Genomic DNA, 17,426 nt, shown 5'->3' with positions numbered 1-17,426 from the left:
TCACGGCACCGGGTCGTGGCCGCCGTGCCCGAAGGGGTTGCACCTGAGGATCCGCCAGGTGGTGAGGACCCCCCCCCGGAGGGTCCCGTACTTCCGCACGCATCCGAGGCCGTACTGGCTGCACGTGGGCGTGAACTTGCACTGGGTGGGCAGGGCGGGGCCCAGGGTGGCCTGGTAGAGGCGGATGGCCCCCCGGGCCGCCCAGGCCGTGGGCTGCAGGGGCACGGGAAGGAAGGCCTCCAGGACCAGGTAGGCGCCGAAGGCCAGCAGGGGATGGGCAAACAGCGCGTCGATCACCCGCCGGACTCCCGTCACGCGCTCTGCTCGGCCTTGAACTTTCGCGCCTCCTCCAGGAAGGCCGGGACCAGGTCGGCCTCCTTGACCTTGCGGATGAGCACGCCCTTGCGGTAGATGAGACCCTCCCCGGCGCCGCCGGCCACGCCCAGGTCCGCGTCCCGGGCCTCGCCGGGGCCGTTGACCACGCAGCCCATGACCGCGTAGGTGACGTCCTCGTGGTTGATCTCCCTCAGGCCCTCCTCGATCTGGTGGGCGACCCGGTTCAGGTCGATCTGCACGCGCCCGCAGGAGGGGCAGCTCACCATGTGGAAGCCGCCCGCGCGCAGATCCAGGGCCCGGAGCATCTCGTGGCCGATCTTGCACTCCTCGGAGCCGTCGCCGGTGAGGGAGACCCGGATGGTGTCGCCCAGACCCTCGGCCAGGAGGATGCCCAGGCCGATGCTGCTGCGGATGGTGGCGCCCCAGGGGGTGCCGGCCTCGGTGATGCCCAGGTGGAAGGGATAGTCCACCTGCTTCGCCAGGAGCCGGTAGGCCTGCACCGTGCGCACCACGTCCGAGGCCTTGAGGCTGATCTTGGTGTTGAAGAATTGCTCCTTCTCCAGCATCTCCAGGTGGCGCAGGGCGCTTTCCACCATGGCCTCGGGGGTGGCGGTGCCGCCGAACTTCTCCACCAGGTCCTTCTCGAGGCTGCCGGCGTTCACGCCGATGCGGATGGGGATGCCCTTTTCGCCGGCCTTCTCCACCACGGCCCGCACCCGGTCCTGGCCGCCGATGTTGCCGGGGTTGATGCGCAGGCACGCGGCGCCGCCGTCGGCGGCCACCAGCGCGAGGCGGTAGTCGAAGTGGATGTCGGCCACCACGGGGATGGGGCTGCGGGCGGTGATCTCGTGGAAGACCTCCCCGGCCTTCTTGGTGGGCACGCTGACCCGCACGATCTCGCAGCCGGCGGCGGCGTACTCGTAGATCTGCTTGACGGTGGCCTCCACGTCCCGGGTGTCGGTCTTGGTCATGCTCTGGACGGTGATGGGGGCGTCCCCTCCCACGGGCACGCCACCCACCAGGATCTGGCGGGTCTTGCGCCGGGGCGCGAGGAGTCGGGATTCAAGTTCGGGCATAGGGGGACCTCGGCCAGCTCCGCGCTGGATCCCTCCAGTCTATTCCTGATCGGCCGGGTCGGTAATGGGGGACTGGTACGGCTTCTGGCTGGAGAGGGCCAGGTCCAGGATCCGCCCCGACGCGTAGGGCTTGGTGATGTACGTGTGCAGGTTCTGGATCTGGTGGAGCACCTTGGTGGTGCTTTCCAGGCAGTCGTGGAGGTCCTGGAGGTCCGCGGGGGTGGGGGGGGTGGGCGACTTGATGAACCGGTCCAGGAGGATCTGGGCCGAGCTCAGGGGCTGGGCCAGTTCGTGGGCGGTGCCCCCGGCCACCTCCAGCAGGGCCCGGTTCCGCTCCCCGGCCAGGGCCGCGTCCCGCTGCCTGGAAAGGCGCACCATCATCCGCAGCTTCACCAGGAGCTCGGAGAACACGTAGGGCTTGACCAGGTAGTCGATGCCCCCGGAATCGATGCCCTCCTTCACCCAGTCCTCGCCGATGCGCACGGCGCTGATGAAGATGAGCGGCGTGGATGCGTTGAGCCGGCACTGCCGGATCTGCCGGCAGGCTTCGATGCCGTCCATGCCCGGCAGGCTCACGTCCATGAGGATGCCCTCGAACACGAGGCGGGAGCACACCTCCAGGGCCTCGGCCCCGCTCTGGGCCAGGGTCAGGCTGAAGGGCTGGTTGCGCAGCTCCCGTTCGTGGACCTTCAGGTTCCCCACCAGGTCGTCGACGATCAGGATGCGTCCGGGGTTCGCGGGCGTCGGAATGTAGGAATCGATCATGGGGCTCCCGGGTAGAAGGTTAACCCCGGAAGCCCCATGATGTCAGAGGGAAATCCTCAGCGGACGAGGTTGAGGACTTCCTGGAGCAGGTTGTTGGCGGTGGTCACGACGCGGCTGTTCGCTTGATAGCCGTTCTGGTTGATGATCATGCGGGTCAGTTCGGTGGCCACGTCCACGTTGGAAAGCTCCAGATTGGACCCCAGGACGCCGCCCCGGCCGCCCTGGTTGGCCGCGCCCACCGCCGCCGAGCCGCTGGCCACGGTGGCGATGTAGTTGTTGCCGCCCTGCTTGGAGAGACCGTTCTCGTTCAGGAAGGTGCTGATGGCCACCTGGGCCATGGTGATCGTCTGGCCGTTGGTGTAGTTGCCGATGATCATGCCGTCCTGGTCGACGGTGAGGCTCGCCACGGTGCCGGCGCCGAAGCCGTCCTGGCTGCTGCCGGAGGTGGTGGACGCGGCCGCGTAGCTGGTGAGGAACTTGGTGAGGCCGCCGGAACTGGTGGGGGTGCTCAGGAGCCAGTTGGTGGTGTTGGCCGCGGCGCCGTTGGTCCAGCCGCTGATGGTGAGCACCGGGTTGGCGGGGGCGGCGGCGGTGGGGGTGACGGTCACGCCGCCCAGGGTGTAGCTGGTGAGGACGCCGCTGCTGTTGAACTGCACGGAGGTGGGCATGCCGGCCACGGTGCCGCCGTCGGTGGCGGTGGCGGAAACGTTCCACTGGCCCGTGGTGGCGGTGGGCGAGAAGGAGAAGGTGACGCTGTGGGTGGCGCCGAGGCTGTCGTACACCTGCACGGTGGACGTGAAGGGCGTGGCGCCCACGGCGGTGGTGGAATCCAGGTTGGCGATGATTTCCAGATTGGCGGTGGGCACGCCCCCCGAGGTGCCGGCCATGTTCAGCAGGATGGGCGCGGGCAGGCCGCCCGGGTTGACGACGCCCCCGTTGGCGTTCCAGCCCATCACCTTGTCGCCCTGGGAATCCACCAGGTAGCCGGTCTTGTCGATGGTGAAGTTGCCGTTGCGGGTGAAGACCTGGCTGCCGGTCTTGTTCTGCAGGGTGAAGAACCCGTTGCCCTGCATGGCCATGTCCGTGACGCTGCCCGTCTGCTGGAAGGAGCCCTGGGCGAAGTCCTGGGCCACGGAGCCCAGGGAGGCGCCCAGGCCCACCTGCATGGGGTTCCCGTTGCCCTGGGTGCCCTGGTTGGCGATGGCGGCGTTGAAGAGATCCTGGAACTGGGAGCTGGAACCCTTGAACCCGGCCGTGTTCAGGTTGGCCAGGTTGTTGCCGATCACGCTCAGGGCGGAGGCGTTGGTGGAGAGCCCGGAGAGGCTGGCGTAGAAGGAGGAATATAGGCCCATGGTGCGCTCCTGGGTTAGCTGGAAATCTTGGTGATATTGGACAGGGAGTACTGGTTGCCGCCGGCGGTGACCTTCACCTCGTTGTCCACGAAGGACACGGCCGTCACCACGGCGCTGGTGGTCGTGGAGGCGGTGATGGCCGTTCCGCTGGCGTTCTTGGCGGAGATGGACACGGTGTAGTTCCCGTCCGGCAGCTGCACCCCGTTGTCGTCCTTGCCGTTCCAGTTCAGGGTGCTCTCCCCGGCCCCCAGGGCGCCGGGGCCCAGGGTGCGCACGATGGCGCCGTTGGCGTTCTTGATGACCAGGGTGGCGTTGCCGTCGGTGGCCATGTTCACCCCGATGCTGGCGGCGCCTCCCGCCAGGGCCACCTTGCCCGAGGTGATCTGGATCTTCTTGCCGATGAGGTCGGCGCTCTGGGCCTGGTAGAGGGCGGCGTTCTGGGTCTGGATGCTGGCCAGCAGCGTGTTGGTGTTCTGCTGGGCTTCCAGGGAGGAGAAGGTGGCCATCTGCGCGACCATCTGATTGGGGTCCTGGGTGTTGGTGGGATCCTGATGCTGGAGCTGGGCCACCAGGAGCTTCAGGAAGGCATCCTTGGAGAGGGTGTTGGAGGCCTTGGTGGTGGCCGGGGTGTTGGCCGTGGTGGCGCTGGTGGTGGAGACGGTCGGGGATTGCATGCTGGATTCCTCCGGGAGGCTATAGGCAGGAGTCGTGCCGTCAGGCGACGATCTCGATACGGTGCGCGTTCGAGGGGATGGGGCCCGCGGGGATGGGCGATTCCTGCCCGATTTCCGGGGCCCCCCGGAAGGCCGCCGCGGCCTGGGAAGGCTCGGTGGGCAAAGGCGTCTCCCCGCCCTGGCGGCCCTGGTGCAGGTCGAAGCTGCCCAGGTTGAGGCCCTGCTCCCGCAGGGAGGCCTCCAGGAAACCGCGGTGCTCCTGCAGGACCGGCAGGGCCGACGCGTCCGTGGCCCACACCCGGGCGTGCACCTCGGTGCCCTCCACCCGGAGCTTGATCTGCACGGTGCCCAGTGATTCCGGGTGGAGCTGGAGCTCGGCGCCCGTCTCCTGGTTCTTCAGGAGCCACCGGATGCTGCCGTCCACCTGGCCCACAAGGCTGGGGTGCGCCGCGGCCCGGGGCGCTTCGGCCGTGGCCGTGGCGGCGGACACCCGCACCGCCGCGGCGGCTCCGGGCACGAGGGCCGCCAGGGCCGCTTCGGGGGTGGGCGTCGCGGGGGCGTGCGGCACGGCGGGCGCCGGCTGGACCAGCTGGGCCTGGGCCACCGCCGGGCTGCCGGCGGCGGGGTCCAGGGCGGCCTGGCCCAGGATGGCGGGCGTCTCCACCGCCGGCATGGGCTGGTGGAGCAGTTCCGTGAGGGCGGGCTTGGCGGTGGCGGACGCCTCCGGGGCGGGCCCCGCCTTCACCTGGAGCTTGACCCCGGGGACCGCCTGGTCCAGGGCCGCCTTGGCCTGGGACGGGGAGAGGGCCGGGGCGGGCGTCCCAAGGTCGGCCACGGCGCGGCCGTCGGTGCGGGGCGGGGCCGCCTCCGGCCCGGGGGCCGGATCCGGGGCCATGGGGAGGGGATCCTGGGCGTCCCGGCGGGACGCCACGGCCTTCCCGGTCCCGGCGGGATCCGCCGCGCCGGCCTTGGGGGCGCCCGCATTATCGGGCGTGGGCTCGGCGCTGACCGCGGCCGCCGCGGACTGGGACCCCGCCTGGGAGATCAGGTCAACCGGCTGGGATGCCGGGCCAGCCGTTTGGGACGCCGGGTCAACCGTTTGGGAGGCCGGGTCAACCGTTTGGGAGGCCGGGTCAACCGTTTGGGAGGCCGGGGCCCCCCCAGGCCCCGGCGGGGCCGGGGACAGATCGGGCTGGACCGGAGGCTGGGTGGGGGAGCTGGCCTTGGGAACGTCCGTGGCGCCGACGGCCGCGGGAGCTGCCGCCTGGGCGGGCGCCGAGGGGCCCGCCACGGCATCCACCCCCGCGGACGCGGGATCGGCGGGGCCCGGCGCCGGCGGCGCCGCCGGCGCGGCCGGCACCACCGCCGCAAGCAGGGCCGCCAGGGCCGCCATGGGATCGGAGGGGAGGGCCGGGGGCTCCGCGGACTTGGATCCGGCATCGGTTGCCGGGGGAGCAGGCGTCACCGGGGCCTCGGCGGCCGCCCCGGGATCCCCGGAGACCGGCGTGGTCGGTGGTTCCGGCGCCGCGGCCTGGGCGGCAGGGGCCCCATCGGACGGGGCATCGGCGGCCTTGGGGGCGGCCTCCTGGCGCTTGGAAGGGGGACGGGCGGCGGGGTCCTTGGGTTTGTCCACGGCCGACTGCACCGGCTCCTTGGCCGGGGTGCTCCGGTCCTCGCGGGTCGTCGAATCCCGGGTCGTCACATCCCGGCTGGCCGCATCGCGGGTCGCCGTATCCCGGCTGGCCGCATCGCGGGTCGCCGTATCCCGGGTGGCCGTATCCCGGGTGGCCGTATCCGGGAGGGTCGTATCCCGGGTGGCCGTGGCCCGGGTGTCGGTCACCAGATTATGGATGATTCCGGAGAACCGGGAGGCGGAGCCCTGGGCGGGTTCCTTCCCCTGGATCCCCGGGGTGGGTTCCCCGTGGCTGGTGACGGCTTGGAGCATCGGACCTCCACCCGGGACACTGGACCGGGTGACCCTCCATGGCACAGGCCGTGCCGGAAGCACCCGGCGAATTTGGCCGGGTGCTTCCGGGGGGCTTCACTCCTGGGGCTTGCGGGTGCGGGAGGCCTCGCCGCCCTTGCGGCCGATTTCTTCCATGTGCGCCCGGTCCTGGCTCACGGCTTCGCCGCCCTTGCGGCCGATCTGGGCCATGTGGCTGCGGTCCTGGCTCACGGTGGTGCCGCCCTTGCGGCCGATCTCCTCCATGTGGGTCCGGTCCTGGCTCACGGCCTCGCCCCCCTTGCGGCCGATCTGCGACATGTGGGACCGGTCCTGGCTCACGGCCTCGCCCCCCTTGCGGCCGATCTCGGCCATGTGGGCGCGGTTCTGGCTCACGGACTGGCCCCCCTTGCGGCCGATCTCGGCCATGTGGGCCCGGTTCTGGCTCACGGACTGGCCCCCCTTGCGGCCGATCTCGGCCATGTGCTCCCGGGCCGCGGGCGCGGCTTCCTGGGTGTTCATCTGGATATTTTCATCGTTGTTGGATGCCATGGTGTCCTCCACTTCTCCCTTTTCTGGGGCCGGACGAGGAAAAGTTTCTCCGCCGGCTTCAATAAGTTTTAATAAAAGTTTATTAAAAGAATTCATTGCGAGATAAATTGTTTTTACCTGTTCATATTCTCCTGTCAAAAACGTGCTAACGGGTACCTTATCACTCCTTGGGGCGAGTCAACCCCACTTTTTCCGACAGCTGGGCGGCCAGCTTGGCGTCCTTGGGGGCCAACTGATCGAGGATCCGGGCCGCCTTCTTGGCCTGCATGCCCCCCAGCAGGCTCACGCACACGTCCTGGTTCAGGCCCGCCAGTTCCTTCACGGCCGGGGCCGCGGCGATGGGGTCCATGTTCTCGTAGGTGCGGATGATCTGGATATCGATGGGGGGGCGGGTCTTGAGGGCCGTGAGCTTGAGGTTGGCCTCCTGGAGGGCCTTCTCCCGGTTCTGGAGATCGTTGCGGTCCTTTTCCAGGGAACCCTGGAGGGTGGCGAGGCGTTCCTCCATCTGCCGGAGTTCCACCTCCTTCTGGGCGACGGCCTTCTCCCGGGCCTGGACCTTTTCGGCCAGTTCGCCCATCTTCACGCCCTCCGTTGTCTGGGGGGCCTGGGCGGAGAGCCAGATGACCCCCGCGGAGAGCGCGAGGGGGGCGATGACCCATGCGAGGTTCTTGACGTTCATGGCTGCCTCACCGATTGGATGCATTGGAATGGGTAAAGTGGTACCGGAGAACCGCAATTTCATCCGTTTCCCGGATTTCCTCCCGGAGGCGCTCCAGGGCGTGCTGCTCCTGGCGGCGCTCCTTGAGGCGCTGGAGGACCAGCTGGTCCTGGTGGGCCTTCAGGAGGGCCTTGCGGGCCTCGGCCACCCGGGCCTCGGCCTCCCGCAGGACCTCCAGGGCCTGGTCGATGCGCCGTTCCACCACCAGGAGGTAGCGTTCCGTGGCCCGCCACCGGTCCAGGTCCACCGCTTCGTTGGGGGCGGTGCGCCGGCTTTCCAGGGCCTCCCGCTGGGCCTGCCTCAGCTCTTCCACCCGGGCCGCGGCCCGGTCCCGGGCGAGGATGGCCACGGCCAGGCGCCGCTTGGCCTCCTCCTCCAGGGCCACCCGCACCCGCAGGAGGGATTCCAGGCGGAACCGGAACCGGGCCGCCATCTCACGCCACCGGCTTCAGGAAGGGGGCCAGGTCGATGCCGAAGATCTGGCCCATGGCCAGGAGGGTGGATCGGTGGTCCGAGCCCTCGGCCACGGCCTGGCGCAGGAAGGCCTGGATGACCGGCTGGAACTGGATGGCCTGGTCGATGTTGGGGCTGGCGCCCTTGGTGTAGGCGCCGATCTGGATGAGGTCCTCGGCGTCGGCGTAGGTGGCCATGAGGTCCCGCATCTTGGCGCAGAGCTGCTTCTGCTCGGGCACGGCCAGGGCCGAGAAGAGGCGGGAGATGCTGGGCAGCACGTCGATGGCGGGGAAGTGGTTCTTGGAGGCCAATTTGCGGGAAAGGATCACGTGGCCGTCCAGGATGCCCCGCACGGCGTCGGAGATGGGCTCGTTCATGTCGTCGCCCTCCACCAGCACCGTGAAGATGCCGGTGATGGACCCCTGGCCCTCGAAGGTGCCGGCCCGCTCCATGAGCCGGGGCAGGAGGGCGAAGACCGAGGGGGTGTAGCCCCGGGAGGAGGGGGGCTCCCCCGCGGACAGGCCCACTTCCCGCTGGGCCATGGCGAAGCGGGTGACGCTGTCCATCATCATGAGGACGTCCTTGCCCTGGCGCATGAAGTACTCGGACACCGCCATGCCCGCCAGGGCGCAGCGCAGGCGCAGGAGGGGGGTCTGGTCGCTGGTGGCCACCACCACCACGCTGCGCGCCAGGCCCTCGGGACCCAGGTCGTTCTCGATGAATTCCTTCAGCTCGCGGCCCCGCTCCCCCACCAGGGCGATGACGTTCACCTGGGCGGAGGTGTTCCGGGCGATCATGCCCATGAGGGTGGACTTGCCCACCCCCGACCCGGAGAAGATGCCGATGCGCTGGCCCTTGCCCAGGGTCAGGAGGCCGTCGATGGCGCGCACCCCGGTGGCCAGCACCTCCTTGATCATGCGGCGCTGCATGGGATTGGGGGGGCGCCCGTGGATGGGCACCCGGTCCTGGGCCTCCAGGGGGGGGCCGCCGTCCAGGGGCCGGCCCAGGGGGTCGATGACCCGGCCCAGCAGCGCGCTGGACACGGGCAGCTCGGGCTGGTGGCCCCGGGCCTCCACCATGAGGCCGGGGCGGATGCCCTCGATGTTCTCCACGGGCATGAGGAGCACCTGCTGGTCCTGGAAGCCCACCACCTCGGCCATGACCTGGCGCCCGTCCTGCATGTGGATGATCATCTGCTCGCCCACGGAACCCTCGGGGCCCCGGGATTCCACCACCAGGCCCACCACCTTGCTCACCCGCCCCAGCACGTCGCCGGGGGGCAGCAGCTTGACCTCGCGGGCCAGGGCGCGGAGATCCATCAGCCCTCCTGCTCCCGGGTGCGCTGCAGGAGCTCCAGGAGCCGGACCCGGCGCCGTTCCAGGGTGGCGTCCAGCACCCCCGCGACGCTCTCCACCCGGAGGCTGCCGCGGCTCAGGGCATCGTCCTCACGCACGCCCACGCCGGGGTGGCTCCGGGCGGCGTCCCCCAGCAGGTCCAGGTCCCGGGAGTTCATGAGCACGGTGAGGCCGGGCCGGCCCTGGAGGTCCGCGTCGCCCTCGGGGAAGGGGTGGGATTCCAGCACGCGGGTGAGGAGGGGCTGGATGGTGGAGGCCCCGTCCTGGATCTCCCGGGCCGCCAGGTACTCCGCCATGGCCAGGGTGAGGGCCAGGAGCTCGTCCTGGGCGACCTTGGCGTTGAGGTCCAGGGAGGCCGAAAGGTCCTGGAGGGCGGCGTCCAGGCGCTGGATCTGGGCCTTGTACTGGCTCTCCCCGAAGGTGCGGCCCTCGGCCTCCCCCGCCGCGAACCCCTCCTCGTAGGCCTTGCGCGCCACGTCGTGGGCGTCCCGTTCGGCCTGCTGGAGCTTCTCGTAGATGATCTGGTCCACCGAGGCCAGGCGCCGGGCGTCCTCCTCGGGGGTGGTGAGCTTGGCGGAAAGGGGCTCGTCGTCGGTGGCCTCCGCGCCCTCCAGGGACATGGAGAAGTCCGCGGCGAAGTACGGGAAGGCCTCGATGGAATCCAGATCCACGTGGCGGGCGGGAATGACCCGTTCAGGACACATAGTCGTCGCCGCCGCCGCCACCGATGCTGATGACGCCTTCCTCCTCCAGCTGGCGCACGATCTCCACGATCTCGTGCTGGGCCTTCTCCACGTCCTTGAGCTTGACGGGCCCCATGAACTCCATCTCCTCCTTCATGAGCTCCACGGCCCGGGAGGACATGTTGCGGAAGAACTGGTTGCGCAGCTCCTCCGAGGTGCCCTTGAGGGCGGTGGTGAGGGACTTCTTGTCCACGCGCTTGAGGATCTCGGCGATGCCCAGGTCGTCGATGAGCAGGATGTCGTCGAACACGAACATCAGGTCGCGGATGCTCGCGGCCAGCTGCGGGTTCTCGTTCTCGATCTTCTCCAGCACCACCCGGCCCGTGGTGCGGTCCATGCGGTTGAAGAGCTCGGCCACGGCCCGGACGCCGCCGTAGGCCTCGGTGGCGAAGGATCCCAGGGCCTCCAGCTTCTGCTCGAGGATGAGCGAGATGCGCCGCACCACCTCGGGGCTGATCTCCTGGAGGTTGGCCATGCGCATGGCCACGTCGGCCCGGAGGGTCTCCGGGAGGCTGGCGATGAGGTCCCCGGCCTGGGAGGCGTTGAGGTGGGCCAGGATCAGGGCGATGGTCTGGGGGTGCTCGTTCTGGATGAACTTGGAGAGCTGCTGGGGATTGGCCCGTTCGATGCTGGAGAAGCCCGCGGAGGATTCCAGGGCCTTGGTGAGCCGGTCGATGATCTTGCGCGCGGCCTCGGGGCCCACGGACTTGATGAGCAGCTTCTTGGCATACTCGATGCCGCCCTGGGCGATGTAGGTCTTGGCCAGGGTCATGGTGTGGAATTCCTCCAGCACCTCGTCGGCGGTCTCGGGCTGCACGTGCTTGGTGAGGGCGATCTCCTTGGAGATGTTCTGGATCTCGTCCTCTTCCAGGAACTTGAAGATGCTGGCCGCGGTCTCGTCGCCCAGGGCGACCATGAGGACCGCTGCTTTTTGCGCGCCGGAAAGCTTGGCCATGCTATCTCCCGTCCTCGATCATCCAGGATCTCACCAGGGAGGCCACGGTCTCCGCGTCGGACTGGGTGCTTTCCTGGATGCGCTTCTTGATCAGGGAGCGCCGCTGGGCCTCGGGCGCCGAGGAGGCCCCCTCGGCGTTGAGTTCGGCCTCGATCTCGGATTCCATTTCGGCCATGGATTTCAGGGGCGCGAACTTCCGGGGGGCGGCCCCGGGCTCGCCGGGGGTCCCGTCGGCGCCCACGCGCACCCGGAGGGGGGCGGGGCGGTTCAGGGCGGAGGAGAGGCGCTTGAGCATGGGCAGGATGATCAGGAAGAAGATGACCAACCCAAGGATGATCCACAGGACCTTGGGCGCCAGTTCCCAGCCCAGATTGATCCACCGCTGCTGCCGGGCCTCCTGCTCCTCCCGGGGATTGCTGGTGGGGGCGAAGGCCATGTTTTCCACCGTCAATTCATCGCCCCGCTTCTGCTGGAAGCCGATGGCCGAGGCCACCTGCTCCCGGATCTTCTTGAGCTCGTCGGCGGTGCGGGGGATGACCTTCTCCACCGGGTTGCCCTTGGCGTCCTTCTCCCACTTGCTGGCGTCGTCCACGATGACGGCCAGGGACAGGCGCCGCACGTTGCCGGGGGCCTGCTCCACGGACTTGAGGGTCTTGGAGATCTCGTAGTGGGTGGTGGTCTCTTCCTTCTTGTGGCTGTCGGTTCCGGGGGTGCCGGGGGCGGGCTGGTTGATGGGGGGCACATTGCTGGGGGTTCCGGGCACCCCGGCCACCCCGTCGCGCTTCTGGCCCTCCTCCTTCAGCACCTTCAGGTCCCGTTCCACCTGGCCGGCGGGGTCGAAGGTCTCGGAATTGACCTTCACCTTGTCGAAGTCCAGGTCCACCCGGGCCGTGGCCCGCACCTTGCCGATGCCCACCACCGGCTCCAGGAGCTCGTTGACCATGCGCACCAGGTGCTCCTCCTCCTCGCGCTGGGCCTTCTTCTGCACATCGGAGGCCCCCACCGCCGGATCGCGCCCGGTGCGGCTGAGGATGCGGCTGAACTGGTCGATGACCACCACCTGGTCGGGCTTGAGGCCCTCCACGCTGGCGGCCACCAGGTTCACGATGGCCTGGGTGTTCTCGTCGGGCAGGGCCCGGCCGCCCTTGAGCTTGAGGAGCACGGAGGCCTTGGCCTCCTCCTTCTCGGTGGCGAAGGGGCTGTCGTTCTGGGGGGTGATGTGCACCGTGGCGCCCGCCACCTGCTGGAGGGCCATGATGGTCTTGGCCAGGTTGGACTCCAGGGCCCGGCGGTACATGATCTTCTGGGTGAAGTCGGTGGTGGTCAGCCCGGGGTTCTCCAGCTTCTCGAACCCGATGCCCTCGCCCTGGGGCAGGCCGTCCCCGGCGAACTTCAGGCGCAGGTCGCCCACCCGCTTTTCCGGCACGGAAACGGTGCGCTGGTCGGTGCTCAATTCATATTTTATGTTCTGCTTCTTCAATTCCTCGACGATGCGGTTGGCGTCCAGGGGGGGCAGGTTGCTGAAGAGCACCCCCATGTTCTCCTGCCCGGCCCACAGGCCGAAGCCGATGAGGACCAGGAGCACCGTCAGGCACATGGCGGCGACCATCCCCTTCTGGGTGGCCGTCATGTTCTCCAGTGCTTCGGTGAATTGCTTGGTGACGCTGTTCTCGTCGGCCATGGGATCCTTTCGATGGCCGGAAAGCTAAGCGTCACATCTGCATGCGCATCACTTCGCGGTATGCGTCCACCAGCTTGGAACGGACGGCCATCATCATCTGGAAACTGACATCGGCCTTCTGGACCGCCAGAATCGCCGTGTGCATGTCAGTGGAGTTCCCACTTATCAAGTTCCGTGCCTCTTGCTCGGCGTTGGTCCGGGAGTCGTTCACTTCGGCCAGGGCCTGCTTGAGGACGTCCGCGAACGGCGCGCCTTCCGCCTCGCCCGGGGCGCTGGAGGCGGGCTTCTGGCCGGCCTGGGCCAGGGCGTCGAGGGAGGGAAGCTGGCTGGGGAGGATGGGGTTCATGGCGAACCTTGCAATGGAACTGCTTCAGGATAGGGTTTTACTGACCGGCAGGCCCGTCAGATTTCCGTCACCGGGCGAAATCCGCCCATCAGGTGACACGCAGCAAATCCTGGGCCGAAAGCGTCATGGTCCGCACCGCCCGCACCACCGAGGCGTTGGCGTCGAAGCCCCGGCTGGCTTCCGTGAGGTTGACCATCTCCTCCACGGGGTTGACGTTGGGGTACTGGACGATGCCCGAGGCGTCCGCGTCCGGGTGGCCCGGGTCGAACTTGGTGAGGAAGGGGTCCTGGGAGGCCCGGATCTCGGCCACCTTCACCCCGGTGATGGGCACGCCGTTGGGGCCCATGCCCAGGGTCTCCACCGAGAACACGGCGTCCTTGCGCCGGAAGGGGCCCCCCTGGGGGGTGCGGGTGGTCTCGGCGTTGGCGATGTTGGAAGCCACCAGCTGGGCCCGGAGACGCTGGGCGGCCAGGCCGGAGGCGGCGATGGTGTTGATGGCGTCGAAGGTGCTCATTATTTGGCCGCGTCACGGATGGCGCCCAGCACGAGCCGGAGCTCGCCCTGGGCCAGGTTGGAACTGAGGGTGAAGACGCTCTGGGTCTGGGTGAGCAGCATGTTCTCCCGGTCCAGGTGCACGTCGTTGCCGTCGTTGCGCTCCGAAGTGATATCGACCGGATGGATGATGGCCGGGGGGGTGATGCCCGGCTCGGCGGGGGAGGCGGGGCTCCCCGGAGTGGGCGAGAACTGCCTATCCAGCTTTTCCATCTCGGTCTGGAAGGCCGCCGCGAAGTCGAAGTCCTTGGTGCGGTAGCCGGGCGTGTCGATGTTGGCCAGGTTGGAGGCGATGAGGGCGATGCGCTGGGTGGCCAGGGACATGCCCTTGTCGGCCAGGGCGATCATGGGGTTCTGGGAAACCAGGTCGAACATGGGGGCACCATGGGGAGGGTGTCCGGAAAGGCATCCGGGCTCCCCCCTCTTTGCATGGTTCATGCCGCAACGCCCCCGGCGCGATCGTGGGTTGGGTTTCCCGGCCCGCCTTGGTAGACTCCAGGAACACCGCGAGGACGACACATGAAGATCACGAAGCGCGATCACGAGGGCATCACCATCCTCTACCCCGAGGGCAAGATCACCCTGGGCGACGGGGACCAGGAGCTGGGCGAGGCCGTGCGCACCGTCCTGGAGGCCGGGAGCCGCCGCATCATTCTCAACCTGAGCAAAGTCAGCTATCTGGATTCCTCGGGCGTGGGCGAGCTGGTGGGCTGCTACACCTCCATCAAGAACAAGGGCGGGGAGCTGCGCATCTGCGGCATGAATTCCCGGATCTTCAACCTGATCACCATGACCAGCCTCCACTCCGTCTTCGACGTGAAGGAAACCGAGGAAGAGTCCCTGGCCGGATTCTAAACCAAGCCGATGAAGTTCTTCGGCGCCCCTCTCGTCCTCCTGGCAGTTCCTGCCCTGGGCCTGGGGCAGGCGCCGGTGGACCGGCTGGAGTTCCAGGGCGGGAGCCTGGACGACCAGGTTTTCGCCCGTTCGGCCGCTGGCCTCAAGCCCGGCCACGCCCTCACCGGGCCGGAATTCCAGGCCGCCCTGGAGGCCATCCGGGCCACGGACCGCTTCCGGACCGTGGAGGGAGGCGCGGGCGTCGTGCGGCTGGATCCCTGGCCCCGCACCACGGGCATCCTGGTGCGGGGCGACGCCCCATCCTCCCTGCGCAGGGGCCTGTTCCCGGGCCTTCGCCGGGGGGACCGGGTGGGCGCCCTCCGCCTGGAGGCCCAGCGGGCCCAGGCCCAGGAGCGCCTGGTGGCCGCGGGCTTCCCCGCCGCCAAGGTCGCCGCCTCCCGCGCGGAGGGGGACGCCCGGCTTGTGCTGGACATCGCCGCGGGGACGCCCAACCTCATCCGGGGGGTGGAGGTGGTGGGCAAAGTCGGCCCCTTCACCCCCCAATCCCTGATCCGGGAGACCCAGGTGGTGCCCGGCAAGACCCTGTGGAACCGGGACCTGGAGATCGAGTGCCTGCGGCGCCTGCGCAAGAAGCTGGTGGGGGCCAAGCGGTTCGAGGGGCGGGTGGACCTGGACTGGGACACCGGCGGGGTGCTGCGCATCACCGTGGACGTGGGGCCGAAGGTCCTCCTCAAATCCGACGGCGCCGGCCTGGGCTGGACCACGTCCCTGAAGGACCTGGTCCCCCTCACCCGGGCGGACCGCTACACCCCCGATCTCCTGGACGAAGGGGAGCGGCGCCTGGTGCGCCTGTTCCGGTCCCGGGGCCACCTGGACCCCCAGGTCACCTACACCCGGCAGATCACCCGCACCGGTCCCGAAGGCCCCGAGGAGGTGGTGGTGACCTACCACCTGGCCCCCGGCCCCGTGTCCAGGCTGGGCGCCTACACCTTCGAGGGCAACCAGGCCGTGGGCGAGAAGGAGCTGCGCAAGGCCGCCGACGTGGGGGGCTTCCTGGGCGCCAAGGCCCGGCCCGAGCTCATGGACGCCGCGGAGAACCACATCCAGGCGCTGTACGAAAGCCGGGGCTTCACCGAGGCCAAGGTCCGGCGCTCCGTGGTGCTGCGCGACGGCAAGGCCGATCTGGTGTTCCGCATCCGGGAGGGGCGCCAGCGGCTCGTGGCCTGGGCGCGCCTGGACCTGCCCGCCGGGGGTTTCGGGGATCCCTGGGGGCTGGGCTCCGGCCTCGCCCTGCTGTTCGCGGACAAGCCCGTGTTCACCTCCGCCGCCGACGGCACGCGGGTCTACCGCAGCGACCGCCCCGGAATGGAGGGCTGCCTGGCCACCCTGGCCCAGACGGAGGTGGAGGGGCGCCTGCGGGTCACGCTCACCTTCTCCCGGCCCATCCCCCTCCTCAAGGCGGATTTCTTCCGGGCCTACACCGACGTGCGCCAGCAGCACCTGGTGGCCCTGGGCGTCCTGCGCCCCACCGTGCGTTCCGAGGTGGTGGAGGAGGGAGCGAACTGCGGGATCCTGTTCGAGGTGCCCGACCAGCCCATGGAGAAGGTGGACCGCGTGGTGGTGCGGGGCGCCGGCAGGACCCGGGCCAAGGCCATCCTGCGGGAGATCAACCTGAAGCCCGGCGACCCCCTGGACCAGGACAAGCTGGGCCGCGCCCAGGGGCGCCTGGGGGGCCTGGGGGCCTTCCAGCGGGTGGAGGTGTCCACCCTCGCCGAAGGCCAGGAGGCGGGCCCGCCCTCCCCCTGGAAGGCCGGGGACCTGCTGTTCCGCACCGAGGAACGCTCCCCCTGGGTGGTGACCAATTCCCTGGGCTACGACCGCACCCAGGGGTACTACCTGGGCATGGGCGTCCAGCGCCTGAACGTCGGCGGCATGGGCCGCACCCTGGACTTCAACGCCCGCGCCGGCGACGGCTTCCTCCACAATCCCACCCTGCGGGACCTCTTCCCCACGGGCCGGTACACCCGGAGCCTGGATTCCATCTCCCTGGGCTACACCGATCCCTGGTTCGAGGCCGGCGCCCTGGGCCAGGCCCTGCCGGACCGCACCTCGTTCCGCACCGAGGGCGCCTACATCCAGGAGCAGCGCTACATCTACCAGGTGCGCCGGCGCCGGGTGCTGAGCTCCCTGCGCTGGGCCCTGCCTTCGCGGGTGGCCGTGGAAGCCGGGTACCGCTTCGAGCGGGTGGAGGTCGCCGCCAGCATCGACAACATCTCCAGCGCCGATCTGGCCAAGATCGCCAAGTACCCCGACCGGGCCATCATCAGCTCCCCCTACCTGCAGCTGGTGCGCGACACCCGGGACAACCCCTTCGATCCCACCAGCGGGGTCTACTCCCTGGCGCGTTTCGAGGCCGCCAGCCAGTTCTTCCTCACCAGCAAGAACAGCAGCTTCATCAAGCTGGACCTGCGCAACCAGTGGACCTGGCCCGTGGGCTACAAGGCCCAGGCCGGCGTGGTGGCCTTCGGGGTCCGGGTGGGCCTGGCCGTGCCCACCGCCAAGACCGCCGAGGACCTGCCCCTTTCCGAGCGGTTCTTCGCGGGCGGCTCGGGTACCATGCGGGGCGTGGAGCCGGACTTCCTGGGCCCCCTGGACCGCATCCCCCTCTTCAGCGCCGACGGCAGCGCCCAGATGACCCCCGGGCCCGGCGGAATCCCCATCCGCGCCACCGAGCAGATCCCCCTGGGGGGCCAGGCCCTCTTCATCGCGAACCTGGAGTACCGCTTCCCCATGCTGGGCCAGACCCTCTGGGGCGAGGTCTTCGTGGACACCGGCCAGGTCTACCAGAAGCCCGGCCGCACCTATTCCGTGGACTCCGACGGCAACCGCACCCGGCTTCCCCTGCGCACCGCCCTGGGCCTGGGCATCATCGTCAAGCTTGGCATCCCCCTGAAACTGGAGTACGCCGCCGACGTGGACCGGATCCTCGGCCGGCCCCGGTCCGAGGGGGACCGGAGCACGCAGCTGCGGAACGTGACCATCTCGGCGGGCTTCCAGTTCTGAGGGGCCCG

At 69.3% G+C, this 17,426-nt stretch carries 18 protein-coding genes; 2 read left to right on the top strand and 16 right to left on the bottom strand.

What is annotated here, in order from left to right:
• From yidD to flgB, 16 genes are all read right to left on the bottom strand, one after another.
• Positions 1–315, bottom strand: a complete 315-nt coding sequence (gene yidD, locus R2J76_RS14310) for a membrane protein insertion efficiency factor YidD (protein WP_316412312.1) — start codon at positions 313–315, stop codon at positions 1–3.
• A complete protein-coding gene (gene ispG, locus R2J76_RS14305; protein WP_316412311.1) occupies positions 312–1,412 on the bottom strand; it encodes a flavodoxin-dependent (E)-4-hydroxy-3-methylbut-2-enyl-diphosphate synthase in 1,101 nt (366 codons plus the stop codon). The genes yidD and ispG overlap by 4 nt, the downstream gene beginning before the upstream one ends.
• A 39-nt stretch (positions 1,413–1,451) precedes the next feature.
• On the bottom strand, positions 1,452–2,177 hold the full coding sequence (locus R2J76_RS14300; protein WP_316412310.1) for a response regulator: 726 nt from the start codon (positions 2,175–2,177) through the stop codon (positions 1,452–1,454).
• A gap of 56 nt (positions 2,178–2,233) precedes the next feature.
• Positions 2,234–3,529, bottom strand: coding sequence for a flagellar hook protein FlgE (locus R2J76_RS14295; protein ID WP_316412309.1), 1,296 nt, complete (start codon positions 3,527–3,529; stop codon positions 2,234–2,236).
• Positions 3,530–3,543: 14 nt separating this feature from the next.
• Complete coding sequence (locus R2J76_RS14290) at positions 3,544–4,203, bottom strand: flagellar hook assembly protein FlgD (protein WP_316412308.1); 660 nt, start codon at positions 4,201–4,203, stop codon at positions 3,544–3,546.
• 40 nt (positions 4,204–4,243) lie between these two features.
• The gene (locus R2J76_RS14285; RefSeq protein ID WP_316412307.1) at positions 4,244–6,148 is read right to left on the bottom strand and encodes a flagellar hook-length control protein FliK; all 1,905 of its coding nucleotides are present in this window, start codon (positions 6,146–6,148) and stop codon (positions 4,244–4,246) included.
• A 96-nt stretch (positions 6,149–6,244) separates the two neighbouring features.
• Complete coding sequence (locus tag R2J76_RS14280; RefSeq protein WP_316412306.1) at positions 6,245–6,697, bottom strand: con-10 family general stress protein; 453 nt, start codon at positions 6,695–6,697, stop codon at positions 6,245–6,247.
• A 160-nt stretch (positions 6,698–6,857) separates the two neighbouring features.
• Positions 6,858–7,376 (bottom strand): hypothetical protein, encoded by a 519-nt coding sequence (locus tag R2J76_RS14275; protein WP_316412305.1) that lies wholly within the window; start codon positions 7,374–7,376, stop codon positions 6,858–6,860.
• A gap of 7 nt (positions 7,377–7,383) precedes the next feature.
• Positions 7,384–7,848: a flagellar export protein FliJ gene (gene fliJ / locus R2J76_RS14270; RefSeq protein ID WP_316412304.1), complete on the bottom strand. Its 465-nt coding sequence runs from the start codon at positions 7,846–7,848 to the stop codon at positions 7,384–7,386.
• Between the two features lies 1 nt (position 7,849).
• The gene (locus tag R2J76_RS14265) at positions 7,850–9,187 is read right to left on the bottom strand and encodes a FliI/YscN family ATPase (RefSeq protein WP_316412303.1); all 1,338 of its coding nucleotides are present in this window, start codon (positions 9,185–9,187) and stop codon (positions 7,850–7,852) included.
• Positions 9,187–9,927: a FliH/SctL family protein gene (locus tag R2J76_RS14260; protein WP_316412302.1), complete on the bottom strand. Its 741-nt coding sequence runs from the start codon at positions 9,925–9,927 to the stop codon at positions 9,187–9,189. Before R2J76_RS14260 ends, R2J76_RS14265 begins: the two co-directional genes overlap by 1 nt.
• Complete coding sequence (gene fliG / locus R2J76_RS14255) at positions 9,917–10,921, bottom strand: flagellar motor switch protein FliG (RefSeq protein WP_316412301.1); 1,005 nt, start codon at positions 10,919–10,921, stop codon at positions 9,917–9,919. The genes R2J76_RS14260 and fliG overlap by 11 nt, the downstream gene beginning before the upstream one ends.
• A gap of 1 nt (position 10,922) precedes the next feature.
• Entirely contained in the window at positions 10,923–12,602 is a 1,680-nt protein-coding gene (fliF, locus tag R2J76_RS14250; RefSeq protein ID WP_316412300.1) for a flagellar basal-body MS-ring/collar protein FliF, read from the bottom strand.
• 31 nt (positions 12,603–12,633) lie between these two features.
• The gene (fliE, locus tag R2J76_RS14245) at positions 12,634–12,948 is read right to left on the bottom strand and encodes a flagellar hook-basal body complex protein FliE (protein ID WP_316412299.1); all 315 of its coding nucleotides are present in this window, start codon (positions 12,946–12,948) and stop codon (positions 12,634–12,636) included.
• An 88-nt stretch (positions 12,949–13,036) separates the two neighbouring features.
• Positions 13,037–13,462, bottom strand: coding sequence for a flagellar basal body rod protein FlgC (gene flgC / locus R2J76_RS14240; protein ID WP_316412298.1), 426 nt, complete (start codon positions 13,460–13,462; stop codon positions 13,037–13,039).
• Entirely contained in the window at positions 13,462–13,875 is a 414-nt protein-coding gene (flgB, locus tag R2J76_RS14235) for a flagellar basal body rod protein FlgB (RefSeq protein WP_316412297.1), read from the bottom strand. Before flgB ends, flgC begins: the two co-directional genes overlap by 1 nt.
• Positions 13,876–14,019: 144 nt before the next feature.
• Here flgB and R2J76_RS14230 point away from each other — a divergent pair, with 144 nt between their 5' ends.
• Both R2J76_RS14230 and R2J76_RS14225 read left to right on the top strand, forming a co-directional pair.
• Positions 14,020–14,355, top strand: coding sequence for an STAS domain-containing protein (locus R2J76_RS14230; RefSeq protein ID WP_316412296.1), 336 nt, complete (start codon positions 14,020–14,022; stop codon positions 14,353–14,355).
• Between the two features lie 9 nt (positions 14,356–14,364).
• A complete protein-coding gene (locus R2J76_RS14225; protein ID WP_316412295.1) occupies positions 14,365–17,418 on the top strand; it encodes a BamA/TamA family outer membrane protein in 3,054 nt (1,017 codons plus the stop codon).
• Positions 17,419–17,426 lie beyond the last annotated feature (8 nt).

Origin of the sequence: Mesoterricola silvestris (assembly GCF_030295405.1) — a bacterium.
GTDB lineage: Bacteria > Acidobacteriota > Holophagae > Holophagales > Holophagaceae > Mesoterricola > Mesoterricola silvestris.
Note: the sequence above shows the minus strand (reverse complement) of the source record. Positions and strands in the feature narration are given on the sequence as shown.

Coding starts and splice junctions, on each gene's coding strand:
- fliG (WP_316412301.1), bottom strand. CDS start 10,921: ATGGCCAAGCTTTCCGGCGCGCAAAAAGCAGCGGTCCTCATGGTCGCC.
- R2J76_RS14280 (WP_316412306.1), bottom strand. CDS start 6,697: ATGGCATCCAACAACGATGAAAATATCCAGATGAACACCCAGGAAGCC.
- flgC (WP_316412298.1), bottom strand. CDS start 13,462: ATGAGCACCTTCGACGCCATCAACACCATCGCCGCCTCCGGCCTGGCC.
- fliE (WP_316412299.1), bottom strand. CDS start 12,948: ATGAACCCCATCCTCCCCAGCCAGCTTCCCTCCCTCGACGCCCTGGCC.
- fliF (WP_316412300.1), bottom strand. CDS start 12,602: ATGGCCGACGAGAACAGCGTCACCAAGCAATTCACCGAAGCACTGGAG.
- ispG (WP_316412311.1), bottom strand. CDS start 1,412: ATGCCCGAACTTGAATCCCGACTCCTCGCGCCCCGGCGCAAGACCCGC.
- R2J76_RS14300 (WP_316412310.1), bottom strand. CDS start 2,177: ATGATCGATTCCTACATTCCGACGCCCGCGAACCCCGGACGCATCCTG.
- R2J76_RS14275 (WP_316412305.1), bottom strand. CDS start 7,376: ATGAACGTCAAGAACCTCGCATGGGTCATCGCCCCCCTCGCGCTCTCC.
- R2J76_RS14295 (WP_316412309.1), bottom strand. CDS start 3,529: ATGGGCCTATATTCCTCCTTCTACGCCAGCCTCTCCGGGCTCTCCACC.
- R2J76_RS14260 (WP_316412302.1), bottom strand. CDS start 9,927: ATGTGTCCTGAACGGGTCATTCCCGCCCGCCACGTGGATCTGGATTCC.
- R2J76_RS14265 (WP_316412303.1), bottom strand. CDS start 9,187: ATGGATCTCCGCGCCCTGGCCCGCGAGGTCAAGCTGCTGCCCCCCGGC.
- R2J76_RS14230 (WP_316412296.1), top strand. CDS start 14,020: ATGAAGATCACGAAGCGCGATCACGAGGGCATCACCATCCTCTACCCC.
- fliJ (WP_316412304.1), bottom strand. CDS start 7,848: ATGGCGGCCCGGTTCCGGTTCCGCCTGGAATCCCTCCTGCGGGTGCGG.
- flgB (WP_316412297.1), bottom strand. CDS start 13,875: ATGTTCGACCTGGTTTCCCAGAACCCCATGATCGCCCTGGCCGACAAG.
- R2J76_RS14290 (WP_316412308.1), bottom strand. CDS start 4,203: ATGCAATCCCCGACCGTCTCCACCACCAGCGCCACCACGGCCAACACC.
- R2J76_RS14285 (WP_316412307.1), bottom strand. CDS start 6,148: ATGCTCCAAGCCGTCACCAGCCACGGGGAACCCACCCCGGGGATCCAG.
- R2J76_RS14225 (WP_316412295.1), top strand. CDS start 14,365: ATGAAGTTCTTCGGCGCCCCTCTCGTCCTCCTGGCAGTTCCTGCCCTG.